Source organism: Cupriavidus sp. F041, from assembly GCF_057814235.1.
The window spans coordinates 1,324,835-1,346,415 of sequence record NZ_JBVASY010000001.1 but is presented as its reverse complement, the minus strand read 5'-3'; the positions used below and the strand labels follow the sequence as shown (position 1 = coordinate 1,346,415).

Here is a 21,581-nt window from a genome sequence, read left to right as displayed (position 1 = left end):
AATCGGCAGCCGGCGCGCTCTTGCGCCGGCACCTGTCAATCTCCAGTATGGTTCACCGCGGGCCGCGCTGCCCGAAGAGAATCCCGCGGCGGCACACGGCCTTATGCCGGCAGGAAGCCTTCCACAGTGAGATAGCGCTCGCCGGTGTCGTAATTGAAGCCCAGCACGGTGGCACCGGCCGGCAGGTCGGGCAGCTTCTGGGCAATGGCGGCAAGGGTGGCGCCGGAGGAGATACCCACCAGCATGCCCTCTTCGCGTGCGGCGCGGCGCGCCATCTCGCGTGCCGGCTCGGCGTCGACCTGGATGACGCCGTCCAGCAGTTCGGTATCCAGGTTCCTGGGGATGAAGCCGGCGCCGATGCCCTGGATCGGGTGCGGTGCGGGCGCGCCGCCGGAAATGACCGGCGAGGCCACAGGCTCGACCGCGAATACCTTCAGCGCGGGCCACTTCTGTTTCAGTACGCGGGCGCAGCCGGTGATATGGCCGCCCGTGCCCACGCCGGTAATCAGCGCGTCGATGCCCTCCGGGAAGTCCGCCAGGATCTCCAGCGCCGTGGCCCGGACATGTGCTTCGATATTGGCGGGATTCTCGAATTGCTGCGGCATCCATGCGCCGGGCGTGGCCGCCACCAGTTCCTCGGCACGGGCGATCGCGCCCTTCATGCCTTTTTCGCGCGGGGTCAGGTCGAAGGTGGCGCCGTAGGCCAGCATCAGGCGGCGGCGCTCCACCGACATGCTGTCAGGCATCACCAGCACCAGCTTGTAGCCTTTGACCGCGGCCACCATGGCCAGGCCGATCCCGGTATTGCCCGAGGTGGGCTCGATGATGGTGCCGCCGGGCTTGAGCAGGCCGGACTGCTCGGCTGCCTCGACCATCGACAGGGCGATCCGGTCCTTGATGGAACCTCCGGGGTTAGAGCGCTCGGACTTGATCCAGACCTGATGCGTATCGCCAAAGAGCCGCTGGACGCGGATATGGGGCGTATTGCCAATGGTCTGCAGGATGTTGTCGACCTTCATTCGGAATCTCCAGGGATGTTTTCTAACCGGACTCGCGAGTGCGTCCGGACTAGCATGCGCCGGGGGATTCTAGCCGGGCAGTCGATGGCCATGCGATTTTCCCGTCATATCGGCACAGGCAAGCGCTGGCGGGCGCGCGGCTTCCCGGCGCTCAGTGGCAGGCTTCAGTGTGCGCAGGCAGGCAGCGGTCGCGCGCGGGCAGCGACTCCAGTTCCGAGGCGAGGACGACGCGGCTGCGGCCGCGCCGCTTGGCCTCATACAGAGCGCGGTCGGCGCCGCCAAAGAGCTTTGTCCCAGGTGGCTGTCCCGCCGCCCTGGCCGTCGCGGATCTGCGCCACGCCGATGCTGGCGCTGGCGAATCCGCCAAGCTCGTGCGGCAACGCGATGGCGCGGATGCCTCGCAGGATGCGGTTGGCCAGCAGGATGGCATCGGCTTCGGTGGTATGCGGGCAAAGCACGCAGAATTCTTCCCCGCCATAACGGCCCGCCAGGTCCGTGGCGCGGTGCGTTGCCTTCAGGATCTTGCCGATCTGCTGCAGGATGCAGTCGCCCGCCCGGTGTCCGCTGCTGTCATTGATGCGCTTGAAGCGATCGATGTCGATCACCAGGCAGCTCAGCGGATGGCCGTGGCGCGTGAATTCGGCGGACAGCACCCGGGCGGCGTCATCCATGGCGCCGCGGTTCAACAGCCCGGTCAACGGATCGAGGCGCGCCTGCTTTTCTTGTTCGGCCAGCATCCCCTCCATGGTCATCAGCGTAAATCCAGCCAGGCCGGCGAGGATTGCCACGAAGGCAGGCAGCAGGCGCAGTTGGGACAGGACCTCAGTATCCAGGCTGGACGCCGGGGCGCCCCCCTTGAGTACCGCATACAGGCCGCAGCACTGCGCCAGCCATTGCAGGCCGCACGCCGTCAGCACCAGCGGACGGCTGCGGTGGGTCAGTGCTTGCGGCCGTTGCAACAGGTAAGCGAGCGTGAAGCCGGCGGTGATGGCAGCCACCGCGTAGCCAGTGATTTCGGCCAGGCGGCTGCCATTGCCCAGCGCGGCGGCAGCGAGCACGGCGACGATGGCGAGCGCACCGGCAGTGAGCGGGCGGGAGTCCGCCGATGGGCGGCCATCGGCCAGCAACACGCCGCGATGGATCAGCAACTGGGCGGCCACGCCAAAGAGCGGCGCCAGCAGCAGGAACCAGGCAGGCCCGCCGCGGGCATCGATGACCAGCAGGCCCGCGGCGCAGGCGAACACCTGTCCTGCACCCCAGGCGCGGCCGGCCGCGCTCTGGCGCAGGGCCATTATCAGGGCCGCGAGGATGCATTGCGTGGCGGTGAACAGGACAAGCAATGCCATCACGGCAGTGCCCTCATCTGACTGCATGAGAATCCCCATCGAGTTCGGCGCGTGGTCGATGCGCCGGAGTTTTCCTTCGAAGGTGGGTTCGCGCGTGTTGCGTGGAGCCCGTCTGTGCGCCCTGGTTGGGTTGCGACATTCCCGAATGTGGCGTGCCGTCGGCGCATGTCTGGTGTGGTCTTGCCGAGGTGAAGTTATTTTTCTGTTTGAGAAAATTCTACACAGCGAAGTGCTGCAAATGCCTTGCATCCACCGTGTGTGACAATTGTTGACATTAGTGCCGAGACGCGTGATCTAAGATGCGCTTGTTCGTTGCGCCGACCGGGTGCGGAGCGTTATATGCCGGCTGGGACCATGGCGCGATTTGTGGATTTTCGTCCCCACCAGACACGTTCGGAGTCGAGCTTTCGACACGTACTGTGATAACTTTGCCGGGGCGAAAACAACAAAAATGCAGAAAAGGCTGAAACTGTAAGAAGCTTGCCGAACGCGGGAACACTCTGCCAGGGTGCGCCGCCGCAGGTCATCCCCAGGTGTGCAACGCCAGGCGGGCGGACTTGTCAGGCATGATTTACCAGGCAATACCAGCTTGCGTTTGCCTGGTACGTCATTCCTAGTCCGAAATGCTTATATCCACGATTACCCGAGTGCCTCAGAATCTTGCGTCTTTAGTGCTTATATATGCACTTTAAATATGGCGCTTTGAGAAATAACCTGCGGGGGACTGCCGGAATTTCCGGCAGCGCGGGAAGCCGTAGATGGGATCAGCCATACCCGGAATGCATCGCCTGGCGGCAGCGCGCGAAAGCGCGCAGGCAGGCGAGCCAGGCGAGCACTTCCGGAGCGGGACAGAAAAAATGAAAAGAATAGGGGTCAGCAAGTGAATTTGTTGCGATTGGACGGCGTCATGCGCCGTGTGGCCGGCTTGCGCCAAGCAAGCCGGGGCACGTCAATGACGAGAGCCTGGCTTGGCGCACTGCTGGCCGCATTGGCTGCCTGGCTAAGCCCGGCGCAGGCGCAGACGTTGGCATCCGCCAGTGTGCGCACCCCCAACATTGCCTTCCACTACGGCAGCAAGCCGCCGGTGGACTCCCTGCAAGCCTTCGATATCGCGGTGGTCGAACCCGACAGCGGCTTCGACCCGCGTACCGCTGCCACGCCCAAGACGCAATGGTTCTCCTACGTCAGCATTGGCGAGGTCTATCCTTCGCGCCCCTACCTGAAGGACATCCCCAAGGCATGGCTGACCGGCAACAACGACGCCTGGGGCGCCAAGGTGGTCGACCAGGCGGCCGAGGGCTGGCCGGCCTTCTATGTGGACAAGGTCATCACGCCGCTGTGGCAGCGCGGCTTCCGCGGCTTCTTCCTCGACACGCTCGATTCCTACCAGCTCGTTGCCAAGACCGATGCCGAGCGCGTCCGCCAGGAAGCCGGCATGGTGGCGGTGATCCGTGCCATCAAGGCCTGCTATCCCGAGGCCAGGCTGATCTTCAACCGCGGCTTCGAGATCCTGCCGCAGGTCAGCCAACTGGCGTACGCGGTTGCGTTCGAGTCGCTCTACCGCGGCTGGGACCAGGCTGGCAAGCGCTACACCGAGGTCAGCGACGCCGATCGCAACTGGCTGCTCGGCCAGGCCCGCACTATCCGCGAGCAGTACCGCCTGCCGGTGATCTCGATCGACTACTGCCCGCCCGCCGACCGCAAATGCGCGCGCGACACCGCCGCGCGGATCCGGGCGCTGGACATCATCCCCTACGTGGCCGACCCTGGCTTGCAGACGGTCGGCATCGGCAACATCGAGGTGATGCCGCGCCGCGTGCTGATGATGCAGGACCGCGACCCGGGCGTGCTGGTCGATCGTTCCCCGGGCGCGCGTTTCGTGGCGATGCCGCTGAACTACCTGGGCTATCGCGTGGACTTCGCCGAAGCCAGCGAGCCGTTGCCCGAGGTCGGCCCGGATCGCTACGCCGGCGTGGTGATCTGGCTGGGCGGCGCGCGCGACCAGCCCATGCGGTTCGCCAACTGGGTGCAGAAGCTGATCGAACAGGGCGTGCCGGTGGTGTTCATGAACGACTTCGGCGGACCCATTGGCGGCCCGCTGGCGGCCGCCCTGAAGCTCAAGTCCGTCAAGGGCAAGGTGAGCGGGCCGGTGGAGGTCGTGTCGAAAGACCCGATGATGGGATTCGAGATGCCGGTAGCGCCGGACCGGACCCAGGCCGTGGCCGTGCAAGTCCAGGAGGGAGGGGGCAGCCGCTCGCTGCTGCGCTTGCGCTCGGGCACGCTGACCTACGACGCTGCCGCGATCACACCTTGGGGCGGGTACGTGCTCAGCCCCTACGCCGTGCGGCAGAGCGCGGGTACCGACCAGAGCCGCTGGATCCTTCAGCCGCTGTCTTTCCTGCGCGAGGCACTGCGCCTGCCGGCGATGCCGGTGCCCGATGTCACCACCGAGAACGGGCGGCGCCTGCTGATCATCCACATCGACGGCGACGGCTTTGCCTCGCGCGCGGAGATCCCCGGTGGCGGCTTTTCCGGCGAGGTACTGTTTCGCGAGATCTTCGACCGCTACCGCTTGCCGATGACGATGTCGATTATCCAGGGCGAGGTCGCCAGCGACGGCATGTATCCCAGGCTGACCGCCGAACTGGAGCCGATCGCGCGCAAGATCTTCGCGCAGCCTTATGTCGAGGTGGCCAGCCATACCTTCTCGCATCCGTTCGAGTGGGGCCGCACCGTGCCAGCCGCGACGCGCCCGGGAAATAATAACGAAGTCGCCAATGAAGGCGCCGGAGACTTCCACCTGGCGATTCCCGGTTACCGGATGGACTTGCGGCGCGAGATCGGCGGCTCGATCGACTATATCAACCGTACCCTGGCGCCCGCGGGCAAGCCTGTCAGCCTGCTGCTGTGGTCTGGCGATTGCCAGCCGCCGGCCGCTGCGATCAAACTGGCCGACCAGGCCGGCGTACTCAATATGAATGGCGGCGACACGCTGATCACGCGCAGCAACCCGAGCTGGACCCAGATATCCCCGCTTGGCATCAACAAGCCTGACGGCACCTTCCAGGTCTTTGCTCCCAACCAGAACGAGAACGTCTACACCAATCTCTGGCACGGACCCTACTATGGTTTCGAGCGCGTGATCGAAACCTATGAACTGACCGACCGGCCGCTGCGCTTCAAGCCGGTCAACATCTACTACCACAGCTACTCGGGTACCAAGGTGGCTTCGCTCAGGGCGCTGCGCAAGGTCTATGACTACGTGCTGGGCCAGCCACTGATGCCATTGCATGCCACCGACTACGTGCGCAAGGTGATCGACTGGCAAGGCATGGCGGTGGCGCGCGAGCTTGGCGGCGACGGCGAGCAAGCCGGCGCGTGGATCGTGCGCGGCGACGGCAACCTGCGCAACGTGCGCTGGACCGGCACGGGCGTCGACGTGGCCGGCTCGCAAGGCGTGACCGGCACCTCTGCGGCGCCCGGCGGCGGGGTCTACGTGCACCTGGCCGACGGCGCCTCGCGCATCGTGATGCGCGCCGCCAGTGCAGCGGCCGTGCCTGCCGGCCCGGAGATCGCGGAAGCCAGCGGCTTCGTGCGGAACTGGCAGCGCGCCGGCGAGGGCGGCGCACTGCAGATCCGATTTGAGTTCAGCGGCTACACCAAGCCTTTCTTCCGTCTCGCAGGCGCGGACCGTTGCCGGGTTGCCATCGATGGCAAGCCGGTGCAGGGCGTGCGGGAGCGCGGCACGCTGCGTTTCGATACCATGCCCGTTTCCAATCCCGACAATGCCAAGCAAAGCGTCGAAATCACCTGCGCCGCCTGAGCGCGAGCGGCTGCTGCCGCCGGCGTTCGTGCTGACCCTTACCGCCATGGTAGGGATCGGCCTGGCGCTGATGTTTCCGCGCGAAACCTTGCGCGAACGCCTGCTGGGCGAAGGCCGCGCGGTCGATGGCCTGAGCATGGCCTACCTGGAAGCCTGGTCGCGCGCCGCGCCGGAAGAGACTGGTTTCATGGCGGTGCTTGCCGAGCAATATGCGCGTACCGGCCGCCTGGACGAGGCCGAAGCCATGCTGGCCCGGCTGGAGGCGCGCCACGCCGCCAGCCAGCAAGGGCCGGCGCGCGCGCGCACCGCCGCCGATGCCGAGCTACCCAACCAGATCCTGCGCACCCGTATCGAGATCACGCAGCAGCGCGCGTTTGCCGCGTTGCCGGAAGCGCCGGAGCGCAAGCAGTACATCGAACGGCTCGCCGGGTTGCTCGACCAGGCATTGCCGATGCAATGGGGGCGTACCGACCTGGAAGAGCTTGCCACCACTGCTCGCTCGATCAATGCGCTCAAGCCGGCGCAGCATTTCTACCGCGCGCTGGCCAAGAGCGATCCCGCCCGCGCCGAGCTGTGGAGTGCGCAGGCCGCCTCGGCGGCGCTGGCCAGTGGCGACTACCGGCAAGCGGCCGACGCGCTGTTTGCCGCGCAGGCACGCGCCACCGATCCTGCCGAGCAGCGCCGGCTCTTCCTGGCCGCGCTCAAGACGCTGCAGTCCGGCAACGATCTCGACAAGGCGCTGGCCCAGGCCGAGCAGCACGGCGGCAAGCTGCTGGATAACGCCGAAGTCTTGCGCTACCTGACCAAGCTGGCGCTGGCCGCCAACCGGCCCGAGCTGGCGGCGCGCTATGTGCAGCGCTTGCTGCGCCTGCCGCCGAGCATGCAGCCCGTGCCGTTGGGCGCTTCGCTGCAACGCGCCGAAGCGCGCCGCGTGGCCGCTACCCAGCCATGGGTCGCGCAGGGCATGATTTTCCTGGACGGCCCGCGTGGGCTGGCCTTGCGCCGTGCCATGGGCGGCGCCGCGATACCGCACCTGCGCCGTGTGGCGTACACCGCCGGCGCTGGCACGCCCGCCTCCGCCGTGCCGGGCCAGCCCAAGCCAGCCGTGGCGTCGCCACCTGCAGCCGCGCCCACCGGCGCCCCGCCAGCCGCCGAGCGCGCCTTCAATGCCGACGACTACGAACTCGCATTCCAGGTATTTCTGGCCGCCGGCAAGCTCGACGACGCCCAGCGCGTCGCCGAGACCGCCGTGCGGCGCCTGCCCGGCGACGCGCGCTGGCGCGAACGCCTGGCCCAGGTCGCGGAATGGAATCGCCAGCCCTCGGTCGCGCTCAAGAGCTGGCTCGAATATGCCCAGGCCACCAACGACGAGACCGCCTGGAAGGCCGTACTGCGCCTGGCCCCCGGACTGAACGACGATCGCGCCTACCTGGCCGCGCTGCGCCATCGCGCCGGCAACGGCGATCTCGCCACCTTCGACCAGGTGGTCGCCGCCTATGAACGCCTGGGCGAGCCCGAGGAAGGCCTGGCCTTCCTGCAACGCCTGAGCCACGGCCCGAACGCGCGCCAGATCAAGGAGCGCGAGGCGGCGCTGGCCGAGCGCGCCGGCAAGGATGACCGCGCCTTCGCGCTCTATACGGAACTGCAGGAGCGTTTCGGCCCGCGCCCGCAATACGCGCTCAAGCAGGCCAACCTGCTTTATGTGCGCGGCAAACTGGCCGAAGCGCTGCAGGCCATGGTGCCGTCCATGCGCACCGCGCGCTCCACCGACATCGGGTACTGGCGCACCTTGACGGAACTGGCGCGCCTGAATCAGCGCGACGATCTGCTGGAGCAGGGCTACCGGCAGATGATGCTGGCCATGGCCGAGCCGCACGACGACCACTGCCTTGCGATGCCCGCCGGCGGGGCGCGCAACGATTGCCTGTCCGAGCTGCGCGATACCGAGCAATCCGATGTCTCCAACCTGATCGCCTTCTACGACGGCACGCCGATCGACGCCGGGCGCATTGCCGAAGCTGGCTGGCGCAAGAGCGGGAATCCTGAGTTCCTTGAACTGGCGGTCCATTACTACACCCGTGCGCACGCTTACGCGCATGTCGCCAGCCTGCTGCAGGGCATGTCGGCCGGGCAGCGGCAGCAGGCCGAGCAATCCAGCCGCTTCCTGGCGATGCGGGCCAGGTATCTGCAAGCCAGCGGCCACCGCGAGCAGGCCCTGGCCGATCTGCGCCTTGCCGCCAGCCGTCCGGATGCCAGTGGCGAGACGATGGCTGAGCTGATGTGGTCGCTGGTGGACCTGGGCACCGATACCGAAGTACGCGCGATGATGCTGCGGCTAAAGGGCGAGGCCGAGCACAGCCCTGAACTTTGGGGCCCGTTCGCCGCCGGCAGCATGCGCTTTCGCGACGGCCGCGCCACGCTGCACTACCTGGGCAAGATGGCCGATGGCAGGAGTGCCGATCCGCTCTGGCTGGGGCTGGCCGCGGACGCCTATGAATCCATTGGCCAGACCGATACCGCCTGGGGCATCCGGCGCCAGGCCTGGATCGGGCTGCGCACCGGCCAGGCAGTGGCCGGGCGCCGCGCCTCCGACCCGCGCGCCAATCCCGCGGCCGAGGAAGAGGAAGAAGACGCGCGGGGCGGCCCCGCGCCTGCCGAGTTGCGGCGCCAGACCGTGGCGCTGGGTCAGATTTTTGCGTCGGGCGACGTCTCGCGGCGCCTGGTGATGGAGTTGCTGCGCGCGGACCGCAACGTCACGGCGGGCGGCAAGGCCACCCAGCCAGCCTCGCGCCTCGGGGATATGCCCGGCCTGCCGCCGCTCCAGTTGCCGCCGGCGCTGGCACAGCGCGAGGCGCGCCAGCAGGCCGTTGTTTCCGCCGCGGCCAAGGAAGTGACCCTCGCCTGGGCGCTATCGGGCGAATCCAATGAGCTGGCCCGGGCCTGGCTGGCCCGGCAGTATGCGCGCCAGATGCAGCGCCCGGCCTATGCCGAGGTCACCCTGGCGCTGGCCGACCAGGACCTGGCCGCGCTAGATCGCGTGCTGGCGCGCCAGACCGGCCATATTCCGGTCACTAACGGGATCGAAGCCAATGTCCGTCTCGACCGCCTCGGCATCGCGCAGACCCTGGCCTTCGAGAGCCAGGATGTGGCCCGCACCGACGACAGCCTGCAGGAGACCCTGCAGGATGCGCTGCTGTTCAATGCGCAAGCCATCGAGCCGCGCGTGATCTACCAGCGCCAGGCCCCGCTGGCGTATTTCGACTTCAGTCTGGGCGGCGGCGTACGCCTTTGGGATGGCTACGATCTCAACTTGCGCGGCGCGTGGCGCACCCAGCGCAGCGTCGACGAGGCCCAGCTGGCCGGCGTGCCCGCGTCCGACCGCCGCGCCGAGCTGTCGCTCGGCTACCGGGACCAGCATCAGCGCTGGCGTCTGGGCGTGGGCCGCCGCGACGGCCTGGACACGATGACGACCGCGCGTTTTTTTGGCGAATGGCGCCAGGACAGCCGGCTGAGCTTTACCACGCTGGCCGGCCTCAATCAGAGTGCCGACGAGTCCGCGGCGCTGCGCGTGGGCGGCGCCAAGGACGTGCTGGGGCTGGGGGCGACCTGGCGCCCGGGCCTGCGCGAGTTCGTCGGCGGCCGTGCCGAGTACAGCTGGTTCCACGGGCAGGACGGTACGTCCCTGGGCAACGGCATGGTGTACGACGTGGAGCTTGGCTATCGCATTCGTACCGCCTATCCGAACTACACGGTGCGCCTGGTCGGCACCCACGGCAGCTACAACACGAGCGGCGGCACGCTCAGCAACAAGCTGGCATCGCTGGTGCCGGCCGGTGGCGAAGCCACGCCCGCGTTCTACATGCCCCAGAGCTTCACGCAGGCCGGCGTAACGTTCGGTTTCGGTACCGAGCTGATCGACGACTACACACGCAAGTGGCGGCCGTTTGCCGAAGTCGGCCTGCTGCACGATACCCGTGCGGGGCAGAACTTCCGGGTGCAGCTTGGCGTGGCCGGCAGGGCTTTCGGTAACGATCACCTGTCCATGTATGTGCAGCACGAAACCGCCGCGCGCAATGGCGGTACGCCATTGACCCAGGTTGGCATGCTGTACAAATGGCTTTTTTAATCCGGGCGGGCACACGCGTGCCGGTTCACTGTACGCAATCGAGAAGGGGAGTGAGTCATGGAAAAAACTAGCACGAAGCAGAACCGCGCAGCACGACTGCCGGGCTGGTGCGGTGCGCTGGGCGCGGCCCTTTGGCTGGCCGGATGCGCGGTGACCGACGTGGGCCGCGCCCCCGCGCTGCCTGCCGGCGAATCGCTGGCGGTCTTGCCGATCGTCAACTACACCGAGACGCCGCAAGCGGGCCTGCGCGCCGAGGCGATTGCCGAGAGCTTGCTGAAGACCGGCGGCATTGCCAACGTCAAGCGCTATCCGGCCAGCCTGAACCCGGAAACGCTGTTCGAGCCGGCCGAGCGGGAATCGGTGGGCAAGGCGCTGGAATGGGCGCGTACCCAGAAGATGCGCTACGCCCTCACCGGCGCGGTGCAGGAATGGCGCTACAAGGTCGGCGTGGACGGCGAGCCGGCAGTGGGCATTTCCCTGCAGCTGCTCGACGTGAGTACCGGCGAGGTGGTGTGGACCGCTACCGGCAGCGACAGTGGCTGGAGCCGCGAATCGCTGTCCGGTACCGCGCAGAAGCTGCTGCGCCGCCTGCTGGCGCCGCTGCGCCAGGGTTGAGTCGCGGGAGGGCGTGATCGTGGCCAATACAGCCGACAAGATACGGGAAGGACAAGGCATAGGCGCGGGCGGCCGCTATTTGCGGTTGCTCGCGCCCGCCACGAGCGGACCGGTCTCTGCGGTCGAGCTGGTGGTGACGATGGCCCTGGCGATGGGACTGGGATACGCGGTCCTGCCCGACAACCCCCTGCTGCTCGGGCTGGGTTTCCCCTGGGCATGGCTGCTGCCGATCATACTGGCGCTGCGCTATGGCACGCTGATTGGCGTGGGTAGCGTGCTGATGATGCTGGGTGGCTGGTTCTTTTTTCACCGGATCGGAGCGCAGCCGGGGGAATTCCCGCGCCTGTTCTTCCTGGGAGGGCTGCTGACGGTGCTGGTGGCCGGGCAGTTCGGCGATGTATGGGGCACGCGGCTGGCGCGCGCGCGCGCTGTCAATCGCTACCTGGAAGAGCGACTTGCCGCGCTGACCAAGAACCACTACCTGCTGCGCGTATCCCACGCGCGGCTGGAGAACGACCTGCTGGCCAGGCCCACCACGCTGCGCGATACGCTGTCGCAAATGCGTGCCGTGACGCTGGAAGATGCCGCGTCCGGCAGTGCGCTGGTTGGCGCGCGCCCCATGCTGCAAGTGGTGGCGCAGGCCTGCCAGGTGGAAGCGGCCGCGCTGTACGCGGTCGATGGCGACAAGGTGGCGGAGGAGGCCTCTGCGCAAGTCGGCCCGGCATTCGGGTTCGACGCCAACGATGCGCTGGTGCGCCATTGCCTGGAGACGCGTCAGCTGGCGCACCTGCAGGCCGGCGGGCTGTCGCGCCAGTCGCCGGATCATCCGCAGACCCGCTATGTGGCGGTGGCACCGGTGCTGTCCGGGGCCGACAAGCTGGTCGGCCTGCTGGTGGTAGAGCGCATGCCGTTCCTGTCGCTCAGCTATGAGAACCTGCAACTTCTGATGGTGCTGATGGGCTACTACGCCGATGGCGTCGAGCATGCCGCGTCCACCCGAGCCATCGAGGCGGCCGTGCCAGGCTGCCCGTACGACTTCGCGCTGGACTACGCCCGCTTGTCCCGGCTGCGCCGCGACAGCGGCATCGAAAGCACGATCGTTGCGCTGGTGTTCGACCTGGACGAATCCCGCGATGCGCTGTTCGAGCAGGTCATCCGCAGCCGCCGCGCGCTCGACGTGGCATGGCCGCTTACCAGCGTGCACCAGCGCGCGCTGCTGACCCTGATGCCACTGTCCGGCAACGAGGCGGCCTCGGCCTACCTGGTGCGGATCGAGGACATGTTGCGAGCCCAGTTCGGCACGGATTTCGAAGCCGCGCGCATCGGCGTGCATATGCTGGCCGTGCCAGCCAGCGCGCCGGTGGAGCCGCTGATCCGGCTGCTGCACCGTTGTCATGTGGATGGACAACCGGCGCCGGTACCGGTGCCCGTGGCACTAGGCGAGGCTGCCCGTGGGTAAGCTCGGCGTCGGCGGCTTCACCGCACAAATCGCAGCCCTGGCGCTGCTGGCGCGCGCCGGTACCAGCACGCCGTTGCTGCTAGCCTTCCTGCTGTCGCAGGGGATTGCCGCCGCGATGATCGCGATGGTGCTGTGGCGCCTGCTGCCTCGGCGCTTCCGCGTGCCGTTCGCGTGGAGCTACGGCTATCTGTTCGCGTTCTGCTTCCTGGTGCCGATGGCGGGTGCCATCGTCTGCCTCGGCAGCTTGCTGATCGCGCGCCTGTTCCCGGGCCCGCGCCCGACGGCCGGCATTGGCCTGGTCGGACTGCCGGTGTTCGTCACTCACCTGATCTCGCGCGTGACCCATGGCGGAGGCGCCCGCTTGCGCGCGCAGCTTGGCAATACGCGCGCGCCGCTGCCCGAGCGCATGACCGCGCTGGTGGCCATGCAATCGATGCCGGCGCGCACATCCAGCCCGGTGTTGCGCGAACTGCTGGCCGATAGCGCCGACGACGTGCGCCTGCTGGCCTACGGCATGCTGGACGGCGCCGAGAAGCAACTGACCCAGCAGATCATGGCCGAGCTGCCGCGTCTTGAAGAGGCCCTCGACGCGAGCGAGCGCGGCGAGATCAACAAGCGCCTGGCCGACCTGCACTGGGAGCTGATCTACCAGAACCTTGTGCAAGGCGACGTCTACCGCTACACCGCGGACCAGGTCGAGCGCTACGCCCGCGCCGCGCTGGAGGTGGACCCCGACCAGGCCGGGCTGTGGTACATGCGTGGCCGCCTGGCCCTGAACCGCCACGAGCCCGCGCAAGCGCGCGAGTGGCTGGAGCGGGCCGAGGCGCTGGGTTTTGCGCGCGAGCGCACGCTGCCGCTGCTGGCCGAAGCCGCCTACCTGGAGCGCGACTACGCCGCCGTGCGCACCATCCTGCTGTCGTTCGACAGCCCATCGCCGTTGCCACTGGTACGGCCCCTGCTGCGTTACTGGCAATCATGAGGAATACCCTTTCGCCCCGCGCCGATTCGGCCGATGTGGCCCTGCTGCTTGAGGGCACCTTTCCGTATGTGAGCGGCGGGGTGTCGAGCTGGGTCAACCAGATGATCCGGGCGTTCCCGGAAATCCGCTTCGCCATCGTCTTTATCGGCAGCCGCCGCGAAGACTACGGCGATATGGTCTATGCGCTGCCGGACAATGTCGTGCACCTGGAGACCCATTTCCTCTACGACTTCGCGCCGCCGCCGCTGGTGCACGGCAGCGAAGGCGATCCGGACACCTTCGCCGCCTCGGCGCAACTGCACGAGGTGCTGCGCCAGCCCGGCCGCGAGCAGGAGGCCGGCGAGCTGATCCGCGAGCTGATGCCCGAGCTCAATGACGGCGGCAACCTGTCGGAAGATGCATTCCTGTACAGCCGCAATGCCTGGCGCACCATCACCGAGCAATATCGCCAGTACTGCACCGATCCGTCCTTCACCGATTACTTCTGGACCGTGCGCATCATGCACAAGCCCTTGTGGCAACTGGCGCGCATTGCCGAGGGGCTGATCCCGGCCAGGGTCTACCACACGGTTTCCACCGGCTATGCCGGCTTCCTCGGCGCCATGCTGCACTACCGCACGGGCCGGCCCTTGCTGGTTTCCGAGCACGGCATCTACACCAAGGAACGCAAGATCGACCTGTTCCAGAGCCAGTGGATCCGCGACAACCGCAACGTGTTCGAGCGCGACATCTCGCAGATCAGCTATTTCCGCGAGCTGTGGGTGCGCTTCTTCGAAACGCTGGGCCGCGTGTGCTACGACGCCGGCGACACCATCGTCGCGCTCTACGAGGGCAACCGCCAGCGCCAGGTGACCGACGGCGCCAGGACCGAGCGCACCCGCAATATTCCCAACGGCATCAACCTGCCGCGGCTGTCCGCGCTGCGCACCCGGCGCGCGTCCGGCGTGCCGCCCGTGCTGTGCCTGATCGGGCGGGTCGTGCCGATCAAGGACATCAAGACCTTTATCCGCGCCATGCTGACCGTGGTGCGGCAATGCCCGGATGCCGAGGGCTGGATCGCAGGACCCGAGGACGAGGATCCCGAATACGCGCGGGAATGCCGTAGCCTCGCCGAGAGCCTGGGCCTCGCCGGGAAGGTCAGGTTCCTGGGTTTCCAGCGCATCGACGACCTGCTGCCCAAGGTGGGCGTGCTGGTACTCAGCTCCATCAGCGAGGCATTGCCGCTGGTGGTGCTGGAAGGCTTCGCCGCTGGCGTGCCGTGCGTGACCACCGACGTGGGCTCGTGCCGGCAACTGATCTTCGGCCTGCCAGGCGAGGATGCCGCGCTGGGCGCCGCCGGCGACGTGGTGCGTATCGCCGATCCGGCCGCGCTGGCCGAGAAGGCGATCGGCCTGCTAGGTTCCCCGCGCGCCTGGCATGCCGCGCAGCAAGCCGGCATCCAGCGCGTGGAGCGGTACTACACGCAGGAGATGATGGTGGGCAGCTACCGCGAACTGTACACGCGCCTGATGGCGCAGCCACGGGTGGCGTCCTCTTCGGGCGCATCGCCCGCCAGGGCGGCCCGGGCCGCGGGCTGCCCCATGAAGGGAGGGCGCTGAAATGGCGGGGATTGGTTTCGAACTACGCAAGATGCTGCGGCGGGACAGCCTGTCGGGCATGCTCGGCGCGTACGCTTATGCCGGCATCATCAGCTCCGGGCCGTGGATCTTGTCGATCGTCGGCATCCTGCTGATCGGCCTGCTGAGCCTGCCTTTCGTGGTGCCGGGCAGCCTGGTGACACAGTTCCAGGTGTCGGTGACCTACCTGATCGCGGTCAGCCTGATCCTGACCGGGCCGATGCAGCTCTCGTTTACCCGCTTCACGTCGGACCGTCTGTTCGAGAAGCGCGATGGCCTGGTGCTGTCGAACTACCATGCGGTGGCCCTGCTGGTCACGGTGCTGGCGGGCGCGGCCGGCATCGGCTGCGCGCTCTTCGCCTTCCAGGGCCAGTCGGTGCTCTACCGGCTGCTGATGACCGCGGGCTTCGTGGTCATGAGCAATATCTGGATCGCGGTGATCTTCCTGACGGGCATGAAGCAGTACAAGGCCATTGTCTGGACCTTCCTGCTGGGCTATACGCTGACGGTGGTGGCGGCGCTGGCATTGCGCGGCTATGGCCTTGAAGGCCTGCTCCTGGGTTTCGTGGCCGGGCAGCTGAGCTTGCTGACGGCGATGGTGGTGCTGATCTACCGCAACTACACCAGCCAGCGCTTCATGTCGTTCGAGGTGTTCCAGCGGCGCTATGCCTACCCGAGCCTGATGGCGATCGGGCTGCTGTACAACCTTGGCATCTGGCTCGACAAGTTCATGTTCTGGTATTCGCCGTCCACCGGGCAACAAGTGATCGGACCGTTGCACGCATCGATCATCTACGACATCCCGGTGTTCCTGGCCTACCTGGCGATCATCCCCGGCATGGCGGTGTTCCTGGTGCGCATCGAGACGGACTTCGTCGAGTACTACGACGCCTTCTACAACGCCGTGCGCGGCGGCAGCTCGCTTGAGCATATCGAGGATATGCGCAACACCATGGTGCAGACGATCCGCCTGGGGCTGTACGAGATCGTCAAGGTGCAGGCCATCGCGGCGCTGCTGCTGTTCGTGGTGGGCAGCTGGGTGCTGGGGGCGCTGGGCATCTCGGAGCTTTACCTGCCGCTGCTGTATGTGGACGTGATCGGCGCCAGCCTGCAGGTGGTGCTGCTCGGCGTGCTCAATATCTACTTCTACCTCGACCGCCGGCGCGAAGTGCTGCTGCTCACCGGGCTGTTTGTGATCCTCAACCTGGCGCTCACCGCGGTGACGCTGCAACTGGGCCCGGCCTGGTACGGCTACGGTTTCGCGATCTCGCTGCTGGTCGTGGTGGCGCTGGCCGTCTACATGCTTGACCGCAAGCTCGATCGCCTCGAGTACGAAACCTACATGCTGCAATAATGGTGCTCTGCCCCGGGGCGCCAGGGCATGCCAGGCGGGCGGGGGCGATGCCGGTGCCGCGGTACCCCTGCCACGCCAGTCTTGGCGTGGCGACGCCCGATTCTGTACCATTCCCCCCTACACGCCTGGCCTGACCGCGCTCGCGCTTTCTCCTTGACGGAAAACGCGGGATAAACGCAGGAGTTGCGCAAAGAGGTGCGCAAGACGTGCGGGGCAGAACATGGCGGCAAGGAAGAGGTAAGTATGAGAATAGCTTCGGTGGAAGACGACAAGAGCCAGTCCGAGCTGATCCAGCAGATCCTGGTCTCGGCTGGCCATGAGTGCGAGTGCTTCGCCAATGGCAGCACGTTCCTGCGGGCGCTGCGCGAGCAGGCGTTCGACCTTCTTGTCGTGGACTGGCAACTGCCCGATACGAGCGGTCTCGAGGTGGTGACCTGGGTACGGCAGAACTCCGGCCCCAATCCGCCCATCCTGTTCGTGACCAGCCGCTCGATGGAGGAAGACATCGTCGCGGGGCTGGGCGCCGGTGCCGACGACTACATGATCAAGCCGATCCGGCGCGCCGAGCTGGTGGCGCGTGTGTCCGCCTTGCTTCGCCGCACCTATCCGCAGGCGCAGCAGGACAGCGCGGTGATCCGGGTGGGCAATTACCGCCTCGATCCGCAGGCGCGCACCGTGACCTGCGGCGAGAATCAGGCGGAGATCTCGCCGCGCGAGTTCGACCTGGCGCTGTTCCTGTTCCGCAACCTTGGCCGCCTGGTCTCGCGCGAGGTGATGGAGCAAGCTGTCTGGGGCCGCGCCATCGGGGCGGGCTCGCGCACGCTCGACACGCATATCTCGCGCTTGCGGATCAAGCTGGCGCTGCGGCCCGAGAACGGCGTGCGCCTGACCTCCGTGTATTCGCACGGCTACCGTTTCGAAGCCGCGGGAGACGGCGACAAGCAGGAGCACCAGAATACCCCGGACGCTTTGGGCAAGCCGGACTTGTAGGGTTTGCAGGACTTGCAGGGGTTGACGGATTTGTGGGATTCGCAGGGTTTGCAGGATAAGCAGGAAAGCTGAGTTTATGAAGTGGTTCGACATGGCGGCAGGCAGGAAGAGCGACATCGCAGTGCGTTCCGGCGAGGCGGGCGCGAAGGGCGCGATCGACGCAATCGGTGCAATCGGTGCAATCGGCGTGGCAGGATGGATTGGTGTGCTGGGGGCCGCATGGCCGCTCAACGCCGCCGCGCAGGCAGCTGGCACAGAGGGCGCCAACTTTATCTATCTGGTTCGCCCGGGCGACACGCTCATCGGCGTGGCCGACCGTTTCATGGCGCAACCCGCGCGCTGGCGCGAGTTGCAGGCACTGAACAAGGTGGCGGACCCCTACCGCCTGCCGCCCGGCATGCGCCTGTGCATCCCGCTGGTCCACATCCCGGTCACCAACGGCACCGCCCGCGTGGTGTTTGTGACAGGGCCGGCCAGCGCGGATGGCCGCGAGCTGCAGGCTGGCATGGAACTCGCCGAAGGCGCCCGCATTGAAACCGGCGCCGGCGGCACCGTCACCATGGAACTGGGCGACGGCTCCCGCGTCACGCTGCCGCCCGCCTCCAGGATGGAAGTCAGTAGGCTGCGGGCCTTCGCCCGCACGGGCCTGACCGACGCCGTGTTCGGCGTCGGCCAGGGCGAGGTGGAATCCCGCGTGGCGCCGCGCGGCATGGGCGTCGGGCGCTTCGAAATCCGTACCCCTTCGCTGGTGACTGGCGTGCGCGGCACGCGTTTTCGCGTCGGCACCGAGGCTGGCGCCAGCCAGAGCGCCGTGCTCGAAGGGCAAGTGCAGGCACGCTCGCGCCGTGGCCAGCAGGCGGTGGTGCGCGCCGGCTACGGCGTCAGCGCATCGCCCACGGGCGTGCTGGCGCGGCCGGCCGCGCTATTGCCCGCGCCGGTGCTGGCGCCGCTGCCCCAGCCTCTGCTGGCCAGCCGCGCCACGGTGAGCTGGTCGCCGGTGGCGAAAGCCGCCGGCTACCGCGTGGTGGTCTCGCGCGATGCGGCCCAGACCGAGCTGCTGTCCTCCCAGACCGTCAGCGCCGAGCAAGCCGCGCTTCAGGACTTGCCCGAAGGCGAGCTCTACCTGGGCGTAAGCGCGCTGGATGCCACGCACCTCGGCGGCGCCGGCGTGGTGATGCCGTTCGCGGTACGGCTCAACCCGCCCCCGCCTTTTACGCTGGAGCCCGAGCGCAATGGCACTGCGTACGGCGAGACGGTCGCGTTCGGCTGGGCCGAGGTCGCTAGCGCGGCGCAATACGAATTCGAGGTGGCGGCCGACGCGGACTTCAGGCAGGGCGCCATGCAGGCGCGAAGCGCCGCGCCGTCGGCCAGCCAGGCGCTCGCGCCGGGCCGCTGGTGGTGGCGGGTACGCTCGCTTGACGCCGGTGGCCAGCCCGGTCCCTGGAGCGAGCCGGGGGCGTTCGCGCTGGAACCGTCGCCGCCGCAGCCGCGCCTGGAGGACGATGGCGGCGACACGCTGCGCATCGCCTGGCCCGCGGCCGGCGCCGCCGGCGCGGCGCAAGCCTACCGGCTGCAGATGGCGTCCGACGAAGCCTTTACGCAGATCGTGGCGGACGTGCGCACGGAAACGAACGAAGGCCGCTTGCCCCGTCCTGGCGGCGGCACGTATTTCGTGCGGGTGGGGCGTGAGGGTGCACCGGCTGCCGCAACCGATGCCGCCGCCAGCCCGGCCGCGCGGACGCACTTCTCCGCGCCCCAGCGCATCGAGGTGAAGCAGTATGTGCGTGATGTGCAGGGCCGGCCCGTGAGCGCTGGCGGGCGTCTGCTCAATCGTGCCAACTAGCCTGGCCCGGCTGGCCGCGCGCGCCGGTTCGCTCGCGCACTCCGTGCGCCGTGTGTTCGCGCGCATCCTGGCTGGCTACCAGCGCCGCACGCTGATCGAGTGGGCCGTGCTGACGGCCGCGGTGCTGGCGCTGGTGGTGGCTTGCGCCGCATTCGGCTGGAGCGAGCGCGCCGACAAGGCGGTCTACGACCTGTCTGTCGCGGCGCAGCATCACGCGCCCAGCGACGACATTGTCATCGTCACCATCGACGATCCCAGCATCTCCGCCATTGGCCGCTGGCCCTGGCGCCGCTGGGTGCTGGCCGACCTGATCGGGCGCATCGCGGCCGATGCCCCACGCGTGATCGGCGTCGACGTGATCCTCTCCGAGCCCGACCAGTTGCATCCCGAGGACGACCGCGCGCTGGCAGGCAGCATGGCGCGCGCGGGCAATGTGGTGTTGCCCGCGCTGGCCGAAGCGGGGCAGGATGGCCTGATGGTGCGCTATCCGCTGACCGGCCTGGGTGCCGGGGTGGGGCACATCAATATCGCGGTAGACCTCGACGGTATCGCCCGCCAGGTCTTCCTGCAGGAAGGGTTGCCGGGCCGGCAACTCGATCATTTCTCGGCGGCGATGGTCGGTTTCGGCAAGCCGCCGCGGCCGGTGTCCACCTACCGGCACGACGACCAGGCAAACGACCTGGGCGCCGATGGCTGGATGCGCAACTACCGGTTGCGCATTCCGTTTGCCGGGCCGCCCGGCACGTTCCGCCTGGTTTCAGTGCTCGATGTGCTGGGCGGCGCGCTGCCCGCGGATTTCTTCCGCGGCAAATCGGTGCTGATCGGTGCGAACGCGAGCGGGCTGGGCGACGTATTCCCCACGCCGGTATCGCGCAGCGGGCATGGCATGAGTGGCGTGGAAATCATCGCCAACGCCATGCAGACGCTGCAGAACGGCAGCGCCATCGTCACCTTGCCTGCGCCGTGGTTCTGGCTATGCACCCTGCTGCCGGTACTGCTGGCGAGCCTTGCCTCGCTGGCGACGACGCCGCGCAACGCGCTGCTGGTCACCGCGGTGCTCCTGATCGGCTCGCTGGCCGCCAGCCTGCTGCTGGTGGTGCTCGGGCATCTCTGGTTCGCGCCGTCCAGCGCCCTGCTGGGTTGCAGCCTGTTCTACCCGCTGTGGAGCTGGCGGCGCCAGGAAGCGGCGCTGAAGTTCCTCACGGATGAGCTGGCGCAGCTGGAGCAGGAGCCGGCTCTGCTGGCCATGCCCGCCGGCGCAAGCGAATCCGGCCGCAATCTGGATACCCGCATGCGCGCGGTGTACCGCATGACCACCCGCCTGCGCGACCTGCGCCAGTTCCTGTCGGACGGGCTGGAAGGCCTGCCCGAAGCCACCGTGATCTGCGATCCGTCCGGGCACGTGCTGCTGGCCAACCGGCGCGGCCTGCTGCTGGCGCCGCGCACGCTCGGGCCGCTGGCCGACATGAGCGCGCCGCGCCCCGGCATTCGCGAACTGATCGACGAAGTATTCGCCCAGCCCAAGGCAGGGCTGGACTATTGGGACCAGTTGCGCAGCGCTTTTGCCGACGGCGAGGCCGTCCATGCGGAGCCGGTGCAGGCCCCGCCCGGCGTGGAAATCGAAGCCCGCGACGAACGTCCCATGCTGCTGCGCGGCGCACCGCTGCGCAGCGACACCGGGGGCGTGGCCGGCCTGATCGTCAGCGTCATCGATATCACCCAGGTGCGCGTGGCCGAGCGGCGGCGCGAGGAGTCCCTGCGCTTTATCTCGCATGACATGCGATCCCCGCAGTCCTCCATCCTCGCCCTGATCGACCTGCAGAACGAGCCCGCCCGGGCGCTGCCTGAGGCGACCCTGCTGGCCCGCATCGGCGAGCACGCCAGCCGTACGCTGGACCTGGCCGACGACTTTATCCGGCTGGCCCGCGCCGAGGCGCCGCACCTGAGCTTCATCGAAGTCGACCTGGCCGGCGTGGTGCTGGACGCCACCGACGAACTATGGGCGCTGGCCAGCGCCGCGCGCATCGCGCTGAAGATCGAGATGGAAGAGGAGCAGACGCAGGTGGTGGCCGAGCCGGTGCTGCTGGTCCGGGCCATTGCCAACCTCGTCAACAATGCGATCAAGTTCAGCCCCCCGCAGAGCACCGTGACGGTGCGCCTGTACCGCGTGCCCAAGGGGCTGGCGATCGATGTGGCGGACCAGGGCAGGGGCATTGCCAAGGAAGACCAGGGGCGACTGTTCCAGCCCTTCGCGCGCCTGCACGACACGGACCGCGATGCGCCCGCCGGCAGCGGGCTTGGCCTGGTGTTCGTCAAGACGGTGGTGGAGCGCCACGGCGGGGAGATCAGGCTGGCCAGCGCCGCGGGCGCCGGCGCCACCTTTACCATCATCCTGCCCTGTTGAGCAGGGT

The 21,581-nt window shown here is 67.8% G+C and carries 12 protein-coding genes; 10 read left to right on the top strand and 2 right to left on the bottom strand.

What is annotated here, in order from left to right; all coding sequences use genetic code 11:
• Positions 1-101: 101 nt before the first annotated feature.
• Positions 102-1,019: a cysteine synthase A gene (cysK, locus tag ACZY0R_RS06105; protein WP_488857595.1), complete on the bottom strand. Its 918-nt coding sequence runs from the start codon at positions 1,017-1,019 to the stop codon at positions 102-104.
• Positions 1,020-1,273: 254 nt separating this feature from the next.
• Positions 1,274-2,392, bottom strand: coding sequence for a GGDEF domain-containing protein (locus ACZY0R_RS06100; protein WP_488857594.1), 1,119 nt, complete (start codon positions 2,390-2,392; stop codon positions 1,274-1,276).
• A gap of 925 nt (positions 2,393-3,317) precedes the next feature.
• Between ACZY0R_RS06100 and ACZY0R_RS06095 the strand changes: the two genes are divergently transcribed.
• From ACZY0R_RS06095 to ACZY0R_RS06050, 10 genes are all read left to right on the top strand, one after another.
• On the top strand, positions 3,318-6,188 hold the full coding sequence (locus ACZY0R_RS06095; RefSeq protein WP_488857593.1) for a bifunctional glycoside hydrolase/polysaccharide deacetylase family protein: 2,871 nt from the start codon (positions 3,318-3,320) through the stop codon (positions 6,186-6,188).
• A complete protein-coding gene (locus tag ACZY0R_RS06090; protein ID WP_488857592.1) occupies positions 6,151-10,314 on the top strand; it encodes a tetratricopeptide repeat protein in 4,164 nt (1,387 codons plus the stop codon). Before ACZY0R_RS06095 ends, ACZY0R_RS06090 begins: the two co-directional genes overlap by 38 nt.
• A 57-nt stretch (positions 10,315-10,371) precedes the next feature.
• Positions 10,372-10,929: a penicillin-binding protein activator LpoB gene (locus tag ACZY0R_RS06085; protein ID WP_488857591.1), complete on the top strand. Its 558-nt coding sequence runs from the start codon at positions 10,372-10,374 to the stop codon at positions 10,927-10,929.
• Between the two features lie 13 nt (positions 10,930-10,942).
• The gene (locus ACZY0R_RS06080; protein ID WP_488857589.1) at positions 10,943-12,388 is read left to right on the top strand and encodes a PelD GGDEF domain-containing protein; all 1,446 of its coding nucleotides are present in this window, start codon (positions 10,943-10,945) and stop codon (positions 12,386-12,388) included.
• A complete protein-coding gene (locus tag ACZY0R_RS06075) occupies positions 12,381-13,367 on the top strand; it encodes a tetratricopeptide repeat protein (RefSeq protein ID WP_488857587.1) in 987 nt (328 codons plus the stop codon). Before ACZY0R_RS06080 ends, ACZY0R_RS06075 begins: the two co-directional genes overlap by 8 nt.
• On the top strand, positions 13,364-14,965 hold the full coding sequence (pelF, locus tag ACZY0R_RS06070) for a GT4 family glycosyltransferase PelF (protein WP_488857586.1): 1,602 nt from the start codon (positions 13,364-13,366) through the stop codon (positions 14,963-14,965). Before ACZY0R_RS06075 ends, pelF begins: the two co-directional genes overlap by 4 nt.
• A gap of 1 nt (position 14,966) precedes the next feature.
• A complete protein-coding gene (pelG, locus tag ACZY0R_RS06065; RefSeq protein ID WP_488857585.1) occupies positions 14,967-16,337 on the top strand; it encodes an exopolysaccharide Pel transporter PelG in 1,371 nt (456 codons plus the stop codon).
• A gap of 243 nt (positions 16,338-16,580) precedes the next feature.
• Positions 16,581-17,327: a response regulator transcription factor gene (locus ACZY0R_RS06060; RefSeq protein WP_488857584.1), complete on the top strand. Its 747-nt coding sequence runs from the start codon at positions 16,581-16,583 to the stop codon at positions 17,325-17,327.
• 76 nt (positions 17,328-17,403) lie between these two features.
• Positions 17,404-19,170, top strand: a complete 1,767-nt coding sequence (locus ACZY0R_RS06055; protein ID WP_488857583.1) for a FecR family protein — start codon at positions 17,404-17,406, stop codon at positions 19,168-19,170.
• Entirely contained in the window at positions 19,160-21,574 is a 2,415-nt protein-coding gene (locus ACZY0R_RS06050) for a CHASE2 domain-containing protein (RefSeq protein ID WP_488857582.1), read from the top strand. The genes ACZY0R_RS06055 and ACZY0R_RS06050 overlap by 11 nt, the downstream gene beginning before the upstream one ends.
• Positions 21,575-21,581: the final 7 nt, after the last annotated feature.

Excerpts from the sequence above, each read along its gene's own strand:
- cysK (WP_488857595.1), bottom strand. The coding sequence starts at position 1,019 with ATGAAGGTCGACAACATCCTGCAGACCATTGGCAATACGCCCCATATC.
- ACZY0R_RS06100 (WP_488857594.1), bottom strand. The coding sequence starts at position 2,392 with ATGCAGTCAGATGAGGGCACTGCCGTGATGGCATTGCTTGTCCTGTTC.
- ACZY0R_RS06095 (WP_488857593.1), top strand. The coding sequence starts at position 3,318 with ATGACGAGAGCCTGGCTTGGCGCACTGCTGGCCGCATTGGCTGCCTGG.
- ACZY0R_RS06090 (WP_488857592.1), top strand. The coding sequence starts at position 6,151 with ATGCCAAGCAAAGCGTCGAAATCACCTGCGCCGCCTGAGCGCGAGCGG.
- ACZY0R_RS06085 (WP_488857591.1), top strand. The coding sequence starts at position 10,372 with ATGGAAAAAACTAGCACGAAGCAGAACCGCGCAGCACGACTGCCGGGC.
- pelF (WP_488857586.1), top strand. The coding sequence starts at position 13,364 with ATGAGGAATACCCTTTCGCCCCGCGCCGATTCGGCCGATGTGGCCCTG.
- pelG (WP_488857585.1), top strand. The coding sequence starts at position 14,967 with ATGGCGGGGATTGGTTTCGAACTACGCAAGATGCTGCGGCGGGACAGC.
- ACZY0R_RS06060 (WP_488857584.1), top strand. The coding sequence starts at position 16,581 with ATGAGAATAGCTTCGGTGGAAGACGACAAGAGCCAGTCCGAGCTGATC.
- ACZY0R_RS06055 (WP_488857583.1), top strand. The coding sequence starts at position 17,404 with ATGAAGTGGTTCGACATGGCGGCAGGCAGGAAGAGCGACATCGCAGTG.